This window comes from Flavobacterium daejeonense DSM 17708, from assembly GCF_000425425.1.
Taxonomy (GTDB): Bacteria; Bacteroidota; Bacteroidia; order Flavobacteriales; family Flavobacteriaceae; genus Flavobacterium; species Flavobacterium daejeonense.
In genome coordinates this window covers 30574-46403 of sequence record NZ_KE384375.1, presented here as the reverse complement: position 1 = coordinate 46403, position 15830 = coordinate 30574, and the positions used below count along the sequence as shown (strand labels likewise).

Annotated in this window: 10 protein-coding genes and 1 tRNA gene; 4 read left to right on the top strand and 7 right to left on the bottom strand. The window is 33.6% G+C overall.

Annotation, left to right across the window (positions count from 1 at the left end; genetic code table 11):
• Window positions 1-189: 189 nt before the first annotated feature.
• Window positions 190-330 (bottom strand): hypothetical protein, encoded by a 141-nt coding sequence (locus H599_RS20870; protein WP_155960836.1) that lies wholly within the window; start codon window positions 328-330, stop codon window positions 190-192.
• A gap of 35 nt (window positions 331-365) precedes the next feature.
• Window positions 366-4658: a type II CRISPR RNA-guided endonuclease Cas9 gene (gene cas9 / locus H599_RS0118660; RefSeq protein WP_026715502.1), complete on the bottom strand. Its 4293-nt coding sequence runs from the start codon at window positions 4656-4658 to the stop codon at window positions 366-368.
• A gap of 353 nt (window positions 4659-5011) precedes the next feature.
• Between cas9 and H599_RS0118655 the strand changes: the two genes are divergently transcribed.
• On the top strand, window positions 5012-7522 hold the full coding sequence (locus H599_RS0118655; protein WP_035141974.1) for a PemB family protein: 2511 nt from the start codon (window positions 5012-5014) through the stop codon (window positions 7520-7522).
• Window positions 7523-7581: 59 nt separating this feature from the next.
• On the opposite strand, the gene H599_RS0118650 is transcribed toward H599_RS0118655, so the two are convergent.
• From H599_RS0118650 to H599_RS0118635, 4 genes are all read right to left on the bottom strand, one after another.
• Window positions 7582-7655 (bottom strand) — tRNA-His (locus H599_RS0118650).
• An 85-nt stretch (window positions 7656-7740) separates the two neighbouring features.
• A complete protein-coding gene (bshB1, locus tag H599_RS0118645) occupies window positions 7741-8457 on the bottom strand; it encodes a bacillithiol biosynthesis deacetylase BshB1 (RefSeq protein ID WP_026715500.1) in 717 nt (238 codons plus the stop codon).
• A 53-nt stretch (window positions 8458-8510) separates the two neighbouring features.
• Window positions 8511-9572, bottom strand: coding sequence for an isochorismate synthase (locus H599_RS0118640; RefSeq protein WP_026715499.1), 1062 nt, complete (start codon window positions 9570-9572; stop codon window positions 8511-8513).
• A 33-nt stretch (window positions 9573-9605) separates the two neighbouring features.
• On the bottom strand, window positions 9606-10040 hold the full coding sequence (locus H599_RS0118635; RefSeq protein WP_026715498.1) for a PaaI family thioesterase: 435 nt from the start codon (window positions 10038-10040) through the stop codon (window positions 9606-9608).
• 139 nt (window positions 10041-10179) lie between these two features.
• On the opposite strand from H599_RS0118635, the gene H599_RS0118630 reads away from it, so the two are divergent.
• The 3 genes from H599_RS0118630 to pheT all read left to right on the top strand — a co-directional run bounded on the left by H599_RS0118630 (window position 10180) and on the right by pheT (window position 15132).
• Window positions 10180-11691 carry a hypothetical protein gene (locus tag H599_RS0118630; protein WP_026715497.1) on the top strand — a complete coding sequence of 504 codons (1512 nt, stop codon included), beginning with the start codon at window positions 10180-10182 and terminating at the stop codon, window positions 11689-11691.
• 32 nt (window positions 11692-11723) lie between these two features.
• Window positions 11724-12584, top strand: a complete 861-nt coding sequence (locus tag H599_RS0118625) for a bestrophin family protein (RefSeq protein WP_026715496.1) — start codon at window positions 11724-11726, stop codon at window positions 12582-12584.
• A gap of 127 nt (window positions 12585-12711) precedes the next feature.
• Complete coding sequence (pheT, locus tag H599_RS0118620) at window positions 12712-15132, top strand: phenylalanine--tRNA ligase subunit beta (protein WP_026715495.1); 2421 nt, start codon at window positions 12712-12714, stop codon at window positions 15130-15132.
• A 95-nt stretch (window positions 15133-15227) separates the two neighbouring features.
• Here the strand turns inward: pheT and H599_RS0118615 are convergent, their stop codons facing one another.
• Window positions 15228-15782, bottom strand: coding sequence for a fasciclin domain-containing protein (locus H599_RS0118615; RefSeq protein ID WP_026715494.1), 555 nt, complete (start codon window positions 15780-15782; stop codon window positions 15228-15230).
• Window positions 15783-15830 lie beyond the last annotated feature (48 nt).

Sequence of the window (15830 nt, the reverse complement as noted above, 5' to 3'; positions counted from 1 at the left end):
GTTTTCTAATCTTTAATCAAACCACAACGGTTCATAATTTGGATGGTCTTTGTCTAGTAATATCGTGTTTTCTAATCTTTAATCAAACCACAACGGAAAATCTGTTCATAAAAAATCATAAGATTTTCCGTTGTGGTTTGAGATGTTTAAGACTTTGAAAATCTTATGTCAATGAACTTTTAAACAAAACTACACAAAACCTAATCTCTTTTTAAATTCTAACAATATTTCCTCTCTAGTTTGCTTTTTAGCATAACCACTTTTTGAAGCCCTATCTAATTTTGCTTGATTTTTTTCTATTTGATCTTTTGTTAATTTTGATTGATTCATAATTTATTTAATCTTTTATCTAATTTGAACATTTATTAATGGCTTCGAGAAGTTAAAAAATCTTTACTATAGTTGATGTCTAATTTACCTAACGCATTTAATTTAGCAGGAATTATTCTTAAAGTTGACGGACTTCTTCTTAAAACTACTTGCGAAATGTCAGTCAAATCGTTTTCTGATTTAATTGGTGAAGCATAGCCAACATTTCCTCCAGCAAAATTATGTCTTACTAAAACAATAATTCCGTTTTCATCGAACTTTACTATTTTAAACAATCTATTTTGTAAATCTTGAATATTTTTCCAATCAATTTCATCATTTGGATTAATATTAAAAACTAAAAACATATCGTCTTGGTGTAATTGTAAAATTGAACTGCTTTCCTCTTTTTCAAAAATATTCTTAACAATATTATGATGATTAATAACTTTATATTCTCTGTTTATAAACTTCCCTTTTTCATTTGGTATTAAATCTCCATAGATTCTTGCTTCATAATTAGTGTATGAATCCTTATTAAAATAAAAGTCAAATTTATGACCAAATTTCAACTTACCATCTTTATCTTTAGCCTGATTTCTGTCCAATTTTCTAATCTCTTTATAATCTTTAAGGTTCGATTTTGACGATTTTAATCTCAATCTTTTAATTATCATTTCACTAATATCTTTACCTTTTTCATCATCATAATATTTTGGAAGAATCATATAACCCGTTTTATTACTTTCTTTAACAAATGCTTCTAAACCAACTTCTTTTGCAAAATTTAAAATACGCTTTTTGATGCCTTCATCAATTATATTTTCTTCAACGTCTTTAACTGTTAAATTTGCTATCTTTTCTCTTTGTGCAAAAATCAACTCACCATCTTTCTTAATATGTGCATAAGGATTTTGGCTATTGAGTCTTCCTCTTAAGTTTAATTTTTTAGCATTTTCTTTTTGAGCTTTTATTAATAATGGTTTTATTCTATCAGTTTGTTTATGGAAAACCAAAACTTCTTTGTGCAAATTTTTCATTCGCACTACAAAGTTTTCCATCGGTTCTTTTGCACTAATTCTTGGGTTAGAATTACCTCTGAAATAATCATTTTCATATTTGTGATATAACTCAGAACCCCTATTTGCTGTTCCTTTTTCTACACAAGCAACAACAATTGCATCAATGCAATGATGGATATGATTACTTCTATCTTTTACATCTTCATCTCCTTGCAAACCCCAAATTTTTCGTAAAGTATCTGTTATCTTTCCATTAACAACATTCACCTTGTTGAAGTATGAATTCAAATAAGCTCGTGCATATTTTGTAATTATTCGAGTGTCAACTAGATTGGCATTTGTAAATTGATTATTTATTTCTTCTATTTCAAAATTTCTATATTTTTCACGCAAATAATCTAATTTCATTTTTGTGTAATGAGCTTTTGTCATCACTTCGTCATGAGCCGTTGCATCTGTAATTGCTTTTGCTGCATTTTTGAATTTTTTGTATTCAAATTTTAAATCACTCAATGAAACATTCCACACAATATTCATATTAGGTTTTTTACCTACAAATGAATACGATTTTAAATGCTTATCTCTATTAAGTAAAATAATTTCTTTGTTAATCTGATTTCCATTGAAATTTACATTTAGTAAACCGGGCAGAATAGCTTTTTTATAATTTCTATTAAAATCATAACTAGCTAATGTTTTATTTTTTAAAGAATTGTCATTGTTTTTACTTCTGGGAATTGTATGCTCAATATCATAGATGGTTTGTTTGTTCAAGAAATTTCTTGGAGTTATTGTTTCAGAGGTATATAAACATCTTCCGTTTTGTTCACTATATAAAATAAACTTTGAAATTTCCGTTTCGGTAGGTATTTTATTATCGCTAAATTCTTTTGTGTAACAATCAATAATTTTTTCTTTTGCCCAAGTTCTTATTTCTTCTTGCTCTTTTTGCCATTGAGATAATGCTCTTCTATAACTTGCACTATTGATTTCTCCTGCTACTTCAAGATTAACTTCAGTTTCTTTATCAACCAATCCTTTTCTGATTAATTCATTACACAATCTTTTTACTTGGTGCATTGCTCTATCAAAAACAGGATTTTTTATTGATGTAATTTCTGGATTACCAAGGTTTTTATCCGCTTTAGGGTATGCCTCAATTGCTGAAGGATGATATAATTTTGAAACGTCAATTTTGTCATCAGGAAAAAATATATGTAATCCTTCGTAAATGAATTCAGGAATCGTTTTAGTTGATTGATAGTTTACATCTTTTGGTAATCTATCACACGCAACTTCATAAAACAATTCCCAACAAGTTTCAGTAATTTCTAAAACTTCTTCTTTTTTCATCGCTGCCAATTGAATTTCGCCAATCCAATTAGCAATTTCATAATCTAACTCTTTTTTATGTACTTCAATACTAAATTGATTATTACCCAAAGAATTCTCTTTGTCTGATTTAAATTTACTGATATAATTATTTACAATTCCTTTATTTTGTTTTTCTAACCTAAAATTCTCTAATGCAACTTTAATTATTTCTCCTATTTGCTTTTGTTCGTTATCTGAAATTTTACGCCCTAAAACTTCAGTAACATTAGCCAGGAAAACTGCATTTGTATAAATTTCTCCTTTTTCTAAAAACGGAATTATTTTTTTGATGGCTGATTTACTTAAACTGCCATATCCTTTTACTAACTTTAATTTTACAAAGTTTTCAATTCCTTTTTCATCAAGTAGTAAATGCTTTTTTGCAAATTCTTGTCTAACAGTTTTCTTGTCTTTTGAACCAAAAGAATCTAACTGTAAACAATGCCAAACATCTTCAATACTTAACTGTTTCTTTCCTTTTTCATCTTTATAACCAGAATTTAAAAGTTGCATAGCATTGTAATTCTCATTACCAATTATTTTCTTCAAAGATGAAGTTGTTGGACAAGCAGAAAACTTCTTATCCATTGGAAAATTGAAACTAATAACTGCTTTTGTTTCAAACTCTTTATCGAACTTTCCCTTAATATAAACTTCTTCTGGTCGCTTGATATAATTATACGGAAGGCCATTACTTAATTTATTTGCGATTTTATTAAACTCAAAATCAGTAATCTGTAAAAACTCGTTTTTGATAAGTTCTTTCTCTCCATAATTTAAAAAATCTAATCTATCTTCAAATTCTCTTTTTATTTTAATCCTATTTATAGATTCCCACATTCTGAATTCCTCAAATAATGGATGAGATAATGCAATTCTTTTTCGTTTAGGTTCTAGTGTACATTTTGCAACTAATCCTTTTTGACTTTTTAATGGTCGTTGATAAAAAATGGCATTATGCAATTTATCTTTCAACTCACCTGCAATATTTTGAATTTTACAGATATAATTAAATTCAGCTTCGTAATGTTCTTCTCTATGTGTATATCTACCTCTTATCCTATTGATCAATCCCGAATTTTTATTTACAGTATTATAAATTGAATAAAAATAACATCCCATCGTTGGAAAACCTTTCATTTCCTTAGAAAGTTCTCCAATCCCAGCCATTACTTTTCCTAAATTTTCTGGTTTATCAAACTCAGTTTTAATAAAAGATTTTATGTTTTCTATTAGTTGCTCAATTTTTAATACTTTCGCTATTTTTGAATTCAGTCTTTTAACTTTATCATCTGATTTATATAAATTAAAAATAACTTCATACGGCTCTTTAAAATCACCAGAACCACTACAATTTTCAAGTAGTTTTTTTACATCTGTTTTAAACAAATCAATTTTATCATCTGATTGTTCTTCTTCTGAATTAGATAAATAACCTCTTCTTTGAGATAAATGATAAAAAGCTCTTCCAAGTTGTAATCTGCCTTCTACTGTTTCCATCATTCCAGATGTTGTAGCTGCTAAATACCTCAAATAATAAGGTTGCTTTAATTTCTCTGTTTGACTATTACCATTCTTTTTTCCTGTTCGTTGCCAATCAATAAAATCAACATTTTCGCATGGATAAATTTTCTTATTTTTCCATCGATTTAATTCACCAACTTCAAATTTTGGACACAAACTGAACTCCTCAAGTACTTTCAAGGTTGCAATTTTTCTTAATCTAATTCTATCAATTCTACGTCTTGCACCTCTAAAACCTCTTCGTTCAGAAGCTTTTGAATTTTCATTAGCATCAACACTTTTAGAAAAAATGTAACTCCCTTTTGACGGAATTAAATCTCCTTTTTCATCTTCAATCTTTAAAAAATCATAAACTCCATTTGTCTTTTCTAAAACAGTCCAACCAATGCTATTCGTACCTAAATCTAAACCAAGTTTTATTTTACTCATTTTTATTTTTTTTTCAATTAATTGATTACATTTGCCCTAATCAAATCACAATAAGGTCCTTGTTTTTCAAGTGAACCGTGGGATTGAACCGAAAGGTGACCTAATTAGAGCCTCCAATTTATTTGGAGGTTCGTTGTTTATAAATAAAAAACCTAGGTCATAAAACTACTGAAAAAGTATTTTATTTCATATTTTTTTTACAAAAAATCTTTAATCTTATCACAATAAGGCTATATGCCGTAGATGAAAATCTTTAGTCCCGCTTCGGTGGGACTTTTTCTTTCTCTTCCATTTTCTACCTCAAATATTTTACAAAAATTACTGTATATTTACTATCAACCAAACCGTTGATTATGAATAAACCACTTTTTTGCAGTCTGTTTTTATTAATTGCCTTTTTTTTAAATGCACAAACAAAATCGTCCTATCAATCTTTAGATCCAAAAAATCCAATTACTTTTACAGGGAAAACCATCAGTTATCAGGGAAAAACCATCACATTAGGACCAAAAGCCTTTTTTATAGATGCTCAATTCAGTAAAGAACAACTTGCTAAATATCCTTATGTATTTAACTCTATCAATGATGCGGTAAAACAACTTAGCAACGGAACGGAAACAGCACCTATGAGTTTGTACATTGCTCCAAATGTCTATTGGATTGACAATCCTGATGACCCCGAAATTAGAAAACCGGAAGGAAATGGAACTGTACCTTATGCCTTAAATATTAAATGCGATTGGTTGCGCTTTTTTGGTTTAACCAACAATCCCGAAAACGTAGTCATTGCGGCTAATCGCGGGCAAACTATAGGCGCTGTGGGTAATTTTACGCTTTTTAAAATATCTGGCGAAGGAACTAATGCCGAAAATATCACTTTTGGAAATTATTGTAATGTAGATTTAAACTTTCCTTTAAAACCTGAACTTAACAGAGTAAAAAGAGCAACGGCAATTGTACAGGCACAGCTCATCCATTGCGATGGCGACAAAATTCTGGCCAGGAACTGCCGATTTATCAGCCGGCTGAATCTTTGTCCTTTTACGGGAGGCAAAAGGGTTCTTTTTGACCGCTGCCACTTTGAATCAACTGATGATGCGCTTTGCGGAACAGCTGTTTATCTCAATTCTACCTTAGACTTTTACAATTCCAAACCATTTTATTGGACAAAAGGTACTGGTGCTGCTTTTTTAAATTGTAAAATACATTCCTTTACCAAAGGGAATCAATTTTTCACTAAAGCAAATGGACAACTGGCAGTTATAGATACAAAATTCACTGGCGAAAATCCGATTTATTTGGGCTGGAATGATAATCTACCACTCACAACCCGCAATTATCAATATTGGGTTAGTTTAAATAACAATCCTGTGTTAATTGAAAACAAAAATCCCGAATCGACTATCGATATGAGCAATTTGGAAGTTTTAAATGCTTATCGGTTCAATTTTAAAGGAAAAACTATTTACAACACCTACAATCTTTTAGCCGGAAATGACGATTGGGATCCGATGAATATCAAAAATATCGTTTTAGCCGCTGAAAAAGAACAACAGCAAAAATTCCGTTTTTTACCCACACAATTATTAATTGAAACCTCTCTAAAAACTTTAGAAACCCAAAAAGACAAAGCTTTGTTAAAAGCCTCAGCCTTTCGTTTTGGAAATTATGAAGTACAACCCGAAAAAATAAACTGGTCAGTAGCCGCTCAGGACAAAGCTATTATTGAATTAAAACCTTCTGCAAACAGCAATGAGTGCGAAATCATTCCGAATCTTTTAAACGGAGACTCCAGAAATGTTATCATTACAGCCAAAACCGCATCAGGCTTAGAAGCGGCTGTAGTAATTAAAATTAGTCCGCCAAAATTAGAAAGTCCGGTTTTTACAGAAGCTCCTCATTTTGCAAAAATCAACAACGGAATTCTTAACGTTCAGTATAAAATAAATACCGATTTCAAAGACCAAACAATCATAAACTACTACCGATGCACCGATAACAAAGGCGGAAATCCGATTGAAATTGCGGTTTCAAGAGATAATATCCCTTTAACAGAATATCCCTTAACCATCGCCGATTCGTCTTATTACATTATGGCGACGCTTGCCCCAAAAAACAATCGTAGTGATGCCGGAAAAACTATAAAAATAGTGACTCAAAAAGCTATTTCAGCCAAAGAAATTACAGCAAACAAAAATACCCTGATAACTAATTTCAAAAACAGTTCAACCAAAGATCAATTGGAAATTATTCCCGGATTCTGGACTTTTTCTCCTTTTGACAAAGAAGATATCAATAATTCAAACCTAAAAGACGCCTGGTATTTTGGCGAAGGATTTGATGGTGCTGCCAACCAGTTTGGCCTTTTACCTACAGGCCGAAGTGCCCGCCTGCTCTACACTCCCGTAAAAGGAAATTACACCGACATAACATTTAATCTTCAGCTAACTCCATTTAAAACTGCCGGTCAGGGATTTAGTGTTGCACATATGTACATGGACATCCTCATTAAATGGGATGCCAAAACTAATTCAGGCTATGCTTTACGCCTTATCCGAACCACTAAACACCATGATGCTGTAGATTGTATTTTATTGGAATACCAAAACGGAATTTCAAGCGAAATCAGCAATGCCGTAACTACCCACGCTTTTAACGGTCGCTGCAATATCAGTCTGGAAGTAAAAAACAATCATTTGACAGCAGCTTTGAGCAACAAACCGACAGATTCACTTACTGCAAACAATCAACAGGAAACAATTCTTAGTGCTCTTATCAAACCTTCAATTTGGGGCGGTTTTGGAATTTTTTATAATGGAGGTTCGCAAACTATGCTAAACGAAATTCAAACGAGTTGGAAATAAAAAACAGAATTATAAAGCACAAAAAAAGCCTCTTCTTTCGAAGAGGCTTTTGATTTTTGGGTGGATGATGGGGTTCGAACCCACGACCCTCGGCACCACAAACCGATGCTCTAACCAGCTGAGCTACAACCACCATTTATTGTTTGCTTGTTTGCGGTGGCAAAGATACAACAGAAATCGAGTTCTCCAAACATTTTTTTAATAAAAATTAAAAAAAATTATCGCAAATCTGCTAAACTATTGACCGCCAATAATCTTTCAACGGTAAATCCTTCCGCAAATTCCAAACCTACCAAGCGCCCAAGGTCTCTGGAACGATAATTTAAGCTCTCAAAAAAGTTTTTGGAGGTAATTGGCGACTCCGGTTCATTAGAATTCGGGTCATAAAATTGTGAACGATAAGCCAAAATAGCTTCTATTTTTTTTTCGGTGAATCCGGTGATGTCCACTACAAAATCAGGTTCGATATTTTTCCACTGAATATAATGGTACACCACTTTGGGACGCCAGGCTTTTTGAGACTCCCCTCCTGACTCCGTTTCTATTTTCATCAATCCGGATAAAAAACAGGCATCGGAAACTAACTTGCTTCCTTTTCCGTGATCAATGTGACGATCGTCAATAGCGTTGCACAACACAATTTCAGGCTGATATTTACGAATCATTTTGATGATTTCCAGTTGGTGTTTTTCATCATTCATAAAAAAACCATCCCGCATATTCAAATTTTCCCTTACCGAAACGCCTAATATTTTAGCCGCTGCGGCTGCTTCCTCATCTCTGATTTCAGCTGATCCGCGGGTTCCTAATTCGCCACGGGTCAAATCAATAATTCCAACTTTTTTCCCTAAAGAAACTTCTTTTAAAATAGTCCCCGCACATCCTAATTCTACATCATCCGGATGCGCTCCAAACGCTAATATATCTAATTTCATTATTTTGTTTCTCTTTTCTCTTTTTTCTGCTTTCTGTTTTCTGTCTTCTAACTTCAAAGCACACTTTTCATCGTCATCGATTTATTCACACTTTCACTCCATTCTTTCTCCGGAATACTTTCTTTGGTAATTCCGCATCCGATGTACAAATGTGCCTGCCTGGACTTAATTTGCATACAACGCAAATTCACATACAAGTCGGATTTTTGTTTTTTCTCGGCAAAATCTTTTTTATTCAATTCGCCTAAAAATCCCGTATAATATTCCCGATTGTAATCTTCATTTTCCAAAATAAATGCCTTTGCCGCTTCTTTCGGTAAACCACAAATGGCAGGTGTAGGATGCAAAACCGAAACCACCTGATTTAACCTGGATTCTTTATTAATAACCCCTTCAATATCGGTTTTAATATGCAACACATTTCCCGCCTGCACAGTGTACGGACTGGAAATTGCCACCTCAGAAGTTAAGCCCTTGAGATTTTCCAAAATATAATCGGTGACATATTGTTGTTCTTCGACTTCTTTTTGTTCCCAAATCACATCGGTTTTTCCTTCAAAATTTTGTGTTCCGGCTAAGGCCATCGTACAAAACTTTTTCTTACTCGCTTTTAACAAACGCTCCGGCGTGGCTCCCATCCACAAACCTATTTTTGGATGGTACCAGCAATAGCAAAATGCCGTTGGAAAACGTTGAATTAATTTGGTAAAAACAGTAACCAAGTCAAAATCCGGAACCTCCAGAATTTCTTTTCGGGAAAGCACCACCTTAGTCAATTCGCCATTTTTAATCGTTGTAATTGCTTTTTGAATCAAATTTTCAAAATGAGATTTCTCCTCAATATATTCCTCTGAAACGTAAATATGCGAATGATTTTCATCAAATGTAACAATATCTGATTCCCAAATTACCGACTGATTTTTTGGAATCAATATCATCTGATTGCCATCAAAAGGAGCAAAGACAAAACCGGTTTCATCTAAGGTTTCGGCAAAATACAAATGATCATTTTTTTGAAAAAAACCTCTCACTTCTGTTTTGTAAGGTTTACTGTAAATCACAAAAGGAAGTTTTTGGGCTTCCTGCTGCTTCACTTTTATAAAAAAATCAATCATATATTGTTTTATTAAAAGTTAGTTGTATAGTGTTTAGTGTGTTTTCTTTCTTTTAGGCAAAACCATATTGGTGAGTTTGCACAAGGAAACCAAATTATTCCTTTCATCCACAACCTTTATTTCCCACAAATGAATGCTGGCACCCTGATGAATAATTTTAGCCGTGGCCGTAACCATTCCTTCTCTTTTGGATTTTAAATGATTGGCCGAAATTTCTATTCCGCGCACTTCGCTTACTTCTGGATTAATAAAAATAAAAGAGGCTGCGCTTCCTACACTCTCGGCTAAAGCTACTGTAGCACCTCCGTGCAACAGCCCCATCGGTTGATGAACACTCGGATTAACAGGCATTGTAGCAGTTAAAAAACCTTCACCTGCATCTACATATTGAATATTTAAGGTTTCCATTAAGGTATTTTTTGAAATACGATTACAGTATTCCAGAATTTTTTCTTTATCGAATGTCATGCTTTTAATTTAATTGCTTGTAAAAATAAAGAAAAGAATAAATATTCCGCTCGAAAATAGCTGCTATATTCACTTCAAACCGATTAAATAAAGTGTCAACGAATGAGTTTTTTTCTATTTTTACAAAAAAACAAAACACATGCGTCCTTTTTCGCTACTTTTTATTTTCGGAATTCTCCTTACTATTTGTTCCTGCCGAACAGATTTTTCGACTGTTCCCAGCAACGGGAAATTAGTTTTTTCGAGAGATACCGTTTTTTTAGACACTGTTTTTTCAACAATTAGTTCGAGTACTTATCTTTTAAAAGTGTACAACCACAGCAAGAAAGATATTAGTATTCCAACCATAAAATTAGGCAAAGGACTTGCTTCGAAATACCGCATAACCGTTGATGGCATGCAGGGACAAAACAACAAAATTTTCTCAGACGTCGTTTTATTAGCCAAAGACAGTCTTTATATTTTTATCGAAACTACGCCGACCATCGCTGATGCCAATCCGGATGATTTTTTATATACCGACGAAATTGAATTTGACAACGGTAATAATTTGCAAAAAGTAAAACTGCTCACATTAGTCAAAGATGCTGTATTTTTATACCCAAAAAGAGTAAACAATAACACTACCGAAACCGTCACTTTTGACGATACCGAATTTAATGGTTTTTATTTAGATGAAAATGACCCGACTAATGGAAACGAATTACATTTTACCAATCAAAAAGCTTATGTAATTTACGGTTACGCCACCGTTCCCGAAGGAAAAACAGTCGTTTTTGACGCCGGAGCACGGGTTTATTTTCATACTAATTCCGGTTTAATTGTACCGCAATCGGCTTCTTTGCAATGTAACGGAACGGTTTCTGAAACGAGCCAATCAGAAAACGAAATCATTTTTGAAAGCGACCGCCTGGAAGCTGATTACTCCAATATTCCCGGACAATGGGCAACGGTTTGGCTTCGTGACGGAAGCACTAATCACAACATCAATCATCTTACGATAAAAAATGCAACAATTGGTTTACGAATTGACAGTCAGGACAACACCACAATTAGTATTAAAAACAGCCAAATTTACAATTCGTCCAACTATGGAATTTTAGCTCAAAACGCCAAAATTACCGGCGAAAATCTGGTCATTAATACTGCCGGAATAGCCACTTTAGGCTGCATCTATGGCGGAAATTATCAATTTACGCATTGCACCATTAACAACTATTGGAACGGTTCGCAACAAAAGGCTTTACTTTTAAACAATTACAAAACAAACAAAACGCCAACAGCTAAAGATTTAACCCAGGCCACTTTTAACAATTGCATTATTTACGGAGCCTATGCTGACGAATTGTTTTTGGATAAAAATGAGGCTGCTCTTTTTGAATTCCAATTCAACAATTGCTTATTAAAATCCGAATCCAACAATTCCAGTTCTTTATACAATTTCAAAGACAACAGTCATTACAACAATGTTATTTTGAATCAAAATCCGCGATTTTTAGACATTGCCAATAACAAACTCAACATCAACAATACTTCTGCCGCTTTCGCAAAAGGAAATCCTGCTTATTTAATTCCACTGGACATTAACGGAAAAAGCCGAACTTTACCGCCCGATTTAGGTGCTTACCAAAGCGTTCCTTTTGCAAACTAAAAAAACAGTTTTCGACTAAAAAAACAACCCTGATGATTTCATACAACCCAAAAGACTGGCTTACTTTTATTTTTCGTTTTCACAAAGCCGACACTTTCCGACAATTATTTCCTTTAATCATCTTAATTGGAATTTACTCCACAGCAGTTGCTTATTTAGAACTGGAATATTGGGATTTGCCGGATGAGAGCCATGTAAAAAACATTTCGATGATGCATGGAATGCTGGGATTTGTGATTTCGCTTTTGCTTGTTTTCAGAACCAACACCGCTTATGATCGCTGGTGGGAAGGTCGAAAAATGTGGGGTGCATTGGTAAACAACAGCCGAAATCTGGCCATTAAACTAAACGCTATCATTGAAGACGAAAAAGACCGGGCATTTTTTAGAAAAATTATTCCCGTTTACGCTTCTATCCTGAATAAACATCTCAAAGACGAAGAAACAGCCAAACAACTCGCTGAAGATATTATATTGTACGACCACCATTCACATCGCCCGAATCAGGTAGCTAAAATGTTATTTCTGAAGGTAAATGAGCTGTACAAAAGTCAAAAAATCACAGGAGACCAACTGATTATTTTAAATAGTGAAATCCAGTCTTTAACCGATATTTGTGGCGCCTGCGAACGTATTAAAAATACTCCTATCCCCTATTCTTATAGTGCTTTTTTGAAAAAATTCATCTTCTTCTATGTCATGACACTTCCTTTTGGTTATGTTTTTAACCTCGGTTATTTTGTAATTCCTGTGGTTATTTTTATTTTCTATGTCTTGGCAAGTTTAGAATTAATTGCTGAAGAAATTGAAGAACCTTTTGGACATGACGACAACGATTTACCAACTTCAAAAATTGCCGAAAACATCAAAAAACACATTGAAGAAATCATCTGACTTTTGTTTCGAAACATTAATTATACTTCAGCAAAAAATATTATTAATAATAAACAGAAAACAAAGTTTAATCCCTTTGAAGCTCGGTTGACAATCCTTATATTTGCAACCTTATTAAAATATTCAAATGAAAATATCTTACAACTGGTTAAAACAATTCATTAAAACCGATTGGAATTCAGAACAAACAGCAGCTTTACTGACTGATTTAGGACTTGAAGTAGAGGTTGTTGAAAAATATCAATCTGTGAAAGGAGGATTAGAAGGTATTGTAGTTGGCCATGTACTTACATGTGAAAAACATCCCGATGCCGACAAATTAAAAGTAACTACCGTTGATTTAGGAAATGGAGCACCAATACAAGTTGTTTGTGGTGCAAGCAATGTTGCCGCAGGACAAAAAGTACCTGTAGCGACTATTGGAACCGTTTTATACGATAAAGAAGGAAATTCATTTACCATAAAAAAAGGAAAAATCCGCGGACAGGAAAGTCACGGAATGATTTGCGCCGAAGACGAATTAGGTCTTGGAGAAAGTCATGACGGAATTATGGTCCTGGATAACGATTTAGCTCCTGGAACTCCAGCTGCTAAAGTTTTCAAAATAGAAAATGACGAAGTTTTCGAAATTGGCTTAACGCCAAACCGTGCCGATGCAATGAGTCACTTGGGGACTGCCCGTGATTTAAGAGCTGGTTTACTTCAAAACGGAGTTAGCGTTGAATTGATTACGCCATCTGTGAGTAATTTCAGAGTGGATATGCGCACTTTAAAAATTGATGTCAATGTCGAAGCACCACTTTTGGCTCCACGTTATTGCGGAGTTACTATTTCGGGAGTTACTGTAAAACCATCTCCGGCCTGGTTACAAGACCGTTTGAAAGCTATTGGAATCAATCCTAAAAACAATATTGTGGATGTAACGAATTATGTTTTACATGATTTAGGACAACCATTACATGCTTTTGATGCTGCTAAAATCAACGGTAAAATCCATGTAAAAACAGTGGAAGCCGGAACTAAATTTACTACTCTGGACGAAGTAGAAAGAACTTTACACGAAGAAGACTTAATGATTTGTGATGAAAAAGGATCTTTGTGTATTGCCGGAGTTTTAGGCGGACAACATTCCGGAGTAAGCAATCACACTACTGCTATTTTCTTAGAAAGCGCTTATTTTAATCCGGTTAGCGTTAGAAAAACAGCTAAAAGACATCAAATCAGTACCGATGCTTCTTTTAGATTTGAAAGAGGAATTGACCCATCCATTACAGCTTATGCTTTAAAACGTGCCGCTTTATTAATTCAGGAAGTAGCCGGCGGAAATATCACTTCGGAAATTGTTGACATCAACACCAAGAAAATCGAAGATTTCTCAGTGTTTTTGAATTTTGATAAGGTAACTAAAATCATTGGACAAAAAATCCCAAAAGATACTATCAAACAAATTTTAGTTTCTTTAGACATCAAAGTAAACAGTGTTTCAGAAGCAGGATTAGGTTTGACTATTCCGGCTTATCGTGTGGATGTACAAAGAGAAATTGATGTTATTGAAGAAATCCTTAGAGTCTATGGATATAACAAAATTGATTTTTCGAATAAGTTAAACGCGACTGTATTTAACGCCCCAAGAAACGAAGATTACAAGTTGCAAAACATCGTTGGAAACCAATTGAATTCACAAGGATTCCACGAAATGATGGCCAATTCCTTAACAACATCTTCTTATGTTCAGCTTTCAGAAATGCTAAAAGAAGAACACAATGTAACGATGTTGAATCCATTGAGTAACGATTTGGCAACTATGCGTCAATCTTTATTGTTTTCAGGATTAGAAGCCATTGCTTACAATATCAATCGTAAAAATGCCGATTTAAAATTATTTGAATTTGGTAAAACCTACCATAAATTCCTTTCAGGATACGAAGAACACAAACATTTAAGTTTGTTTTTAACGGGGAACAAAAATCAGGAAAACTGGACTAATCCTCAAAAACCTTCCGATTTCTTTTTATTCAAAGGTTATATTGAAGGAATTTTATCCAGATTAGGAATTCAAAAAACACTAAATTCACCTGCAAAATCAGATGTGTTTTCTGAAGGGATTACCATCGGAACAGGGCACAATGTTTTGGTAGAATTTGGTGTGGTAAAAAAATCAATTCTAAAACATTTCGGAATCAAACAGGAAGTTTTCTTTGCCGATTTCAACTGGGAAAATGTAATAAAATCAATTCCTAACAAAATTAAATTCACCGAAATTAATAAATACCCGGAAGTTAGAAGAGATTTAGCCTTATTGCTTGATCAAAATGTGAGTTACGACAGTATTTATAGCATCGCCAGACAAACAGAGAAAAGCTTATTGAAAAACATCAATCTTTTTGATGTTTACGAAGGAAAAAATCTTCCGGAAGGTAAAAAATCTTATGCTTTGAGTTTTATTTTACAAGACGATTCTAAAACGCTTACCGATGCTCAAATTGACAAAATTATGAGCAAACTGCAAAAGAATTTTGAAACCGAACTTGGAGCTACTTTGAGATAATATTTCAAAAAAAATACGTAAAACAAAACCCATCCCGTTCTAGAAAAAACAGGATGGGTTTTTCATTTGTAACAAATTACAAAACCAACAAACAACTATGATTTTGGCAATAAAACCGTATCCACTACGTGAATTACACCATTCGATTGATTAACATCAGCAATCGTAACTTCAGACATTCCTCCTTTTTCATCTGTGATGTATATTTTTTTTCCTTTCATCCAGGCAGTTAAAGTACCGCCACTAACTGTTTTTAATGTCGCTTTACCTTTTCCTGCCTTAATTGCTTTAGCGATATCAGAGGCATTCATTTTTCCTGCCACCACATGATACGTAAGGATAGTTTGCAACATTTTTAGATTTTCAGGTTTTAACAATGTCTCCTCAGTTCCTTTTGGTAATTTGTCAAAAGCAGCATTAGTTGGGGCAAAAACGGTGAACGGTCCTTTTCCTTGTAACGTTTCCACTAAGCCGGCAGCTTTTACAGTAGCTACTAAAGTGGTGTGATCTTTAGAATTAACCGCATTTTCAATAATGTTTTTAGTAGGATACATTGGAGCATCGCCTACCATTACCGTTTTTTGAGCAAAAGAGTTTACTCCGAATACTAATGCAAAAAATGCTACTGATAAAATTTTTCTAGCTTTCATAATGATACTTTTTTTAAGTTATATAAAAGCATTTACGACAATCGTTAT

What these genes read in the sequence shown, in the direction of transcription:
- H599_RS20870 (WP_155960836.1), bottom strand. Translation starts at nt 330, where the DNA reads ATGAATCAATCAAAATTAACAAAAGATCAAATAGAAAAAAATCAAGCA.
- cas9 (WP_026715502.1), bottom strand. Translation starts at nt 4,658, where the DNA reads ATGAGTAAAATAAAACTTGGTTTAGATTTAGGTACGAATAGCATTGGT.
- H599_RS0118655 (WP_035141974.1), top strand. Translation starts at nt 5,012, where the DNA reads ATGAATAAACCACTTTTTTGCAGTCTGTTTTTATTAATTGCCTTTTTT.
- bshB1 (WP_026715500.1), bottom strand. Translation starts at nt 8,457, where the DNA reads ATGAAATTAGATATATTAGCGTTTGGAGCGCATCCGGATGATGTAGAA.
- H599_RS0118640 (WP_026715499.1), bottom strand. Translation starts at nt 9,572, where the DNA reads ATGATTGATTTTTTTATAAAAGTGAAGCAGCAGGAAGCCCAAAAACTT.
- H599_RS0118635 (WP_026715498.1), bottom strand. Translation starts at nt 10,040, where the DNA reads ATGACATTCGATAAAGAAAAAATTCTGGAATACTGTAATCGTATTTCA.
- H599_RS0118630 (WP_026715497.1), top strand. Translation starts at nt 10,180, where the DNA reads ATGCGTCCTTTTTCGCTACTTTTTATTTTCGGAATTCTCCTTACTATT.
- H599_RS0118625 (WP_026715496.1), top strand. Translation starts at nt 11,724, where the DNA reads ATGATTTCATACAACCCAAAAGACTGGCTTACTTTTATTTTTCGTTTT.
- pheT (WP_026715495.1), top strand. Translation starts at nt 12,712, where the DNA reads ATGAAAATATCTTACAACTGGTTAAAACAATTCATTAAAACCGATTGG.
- H599_RS0118615 (WP_026715494.1), bottom strand. Translation starts at nt 15,782, where the DNA reads ATGAAAGCTAGAAAAATTTTATCAGTAGCATTTTTTGCATTAGTATTC.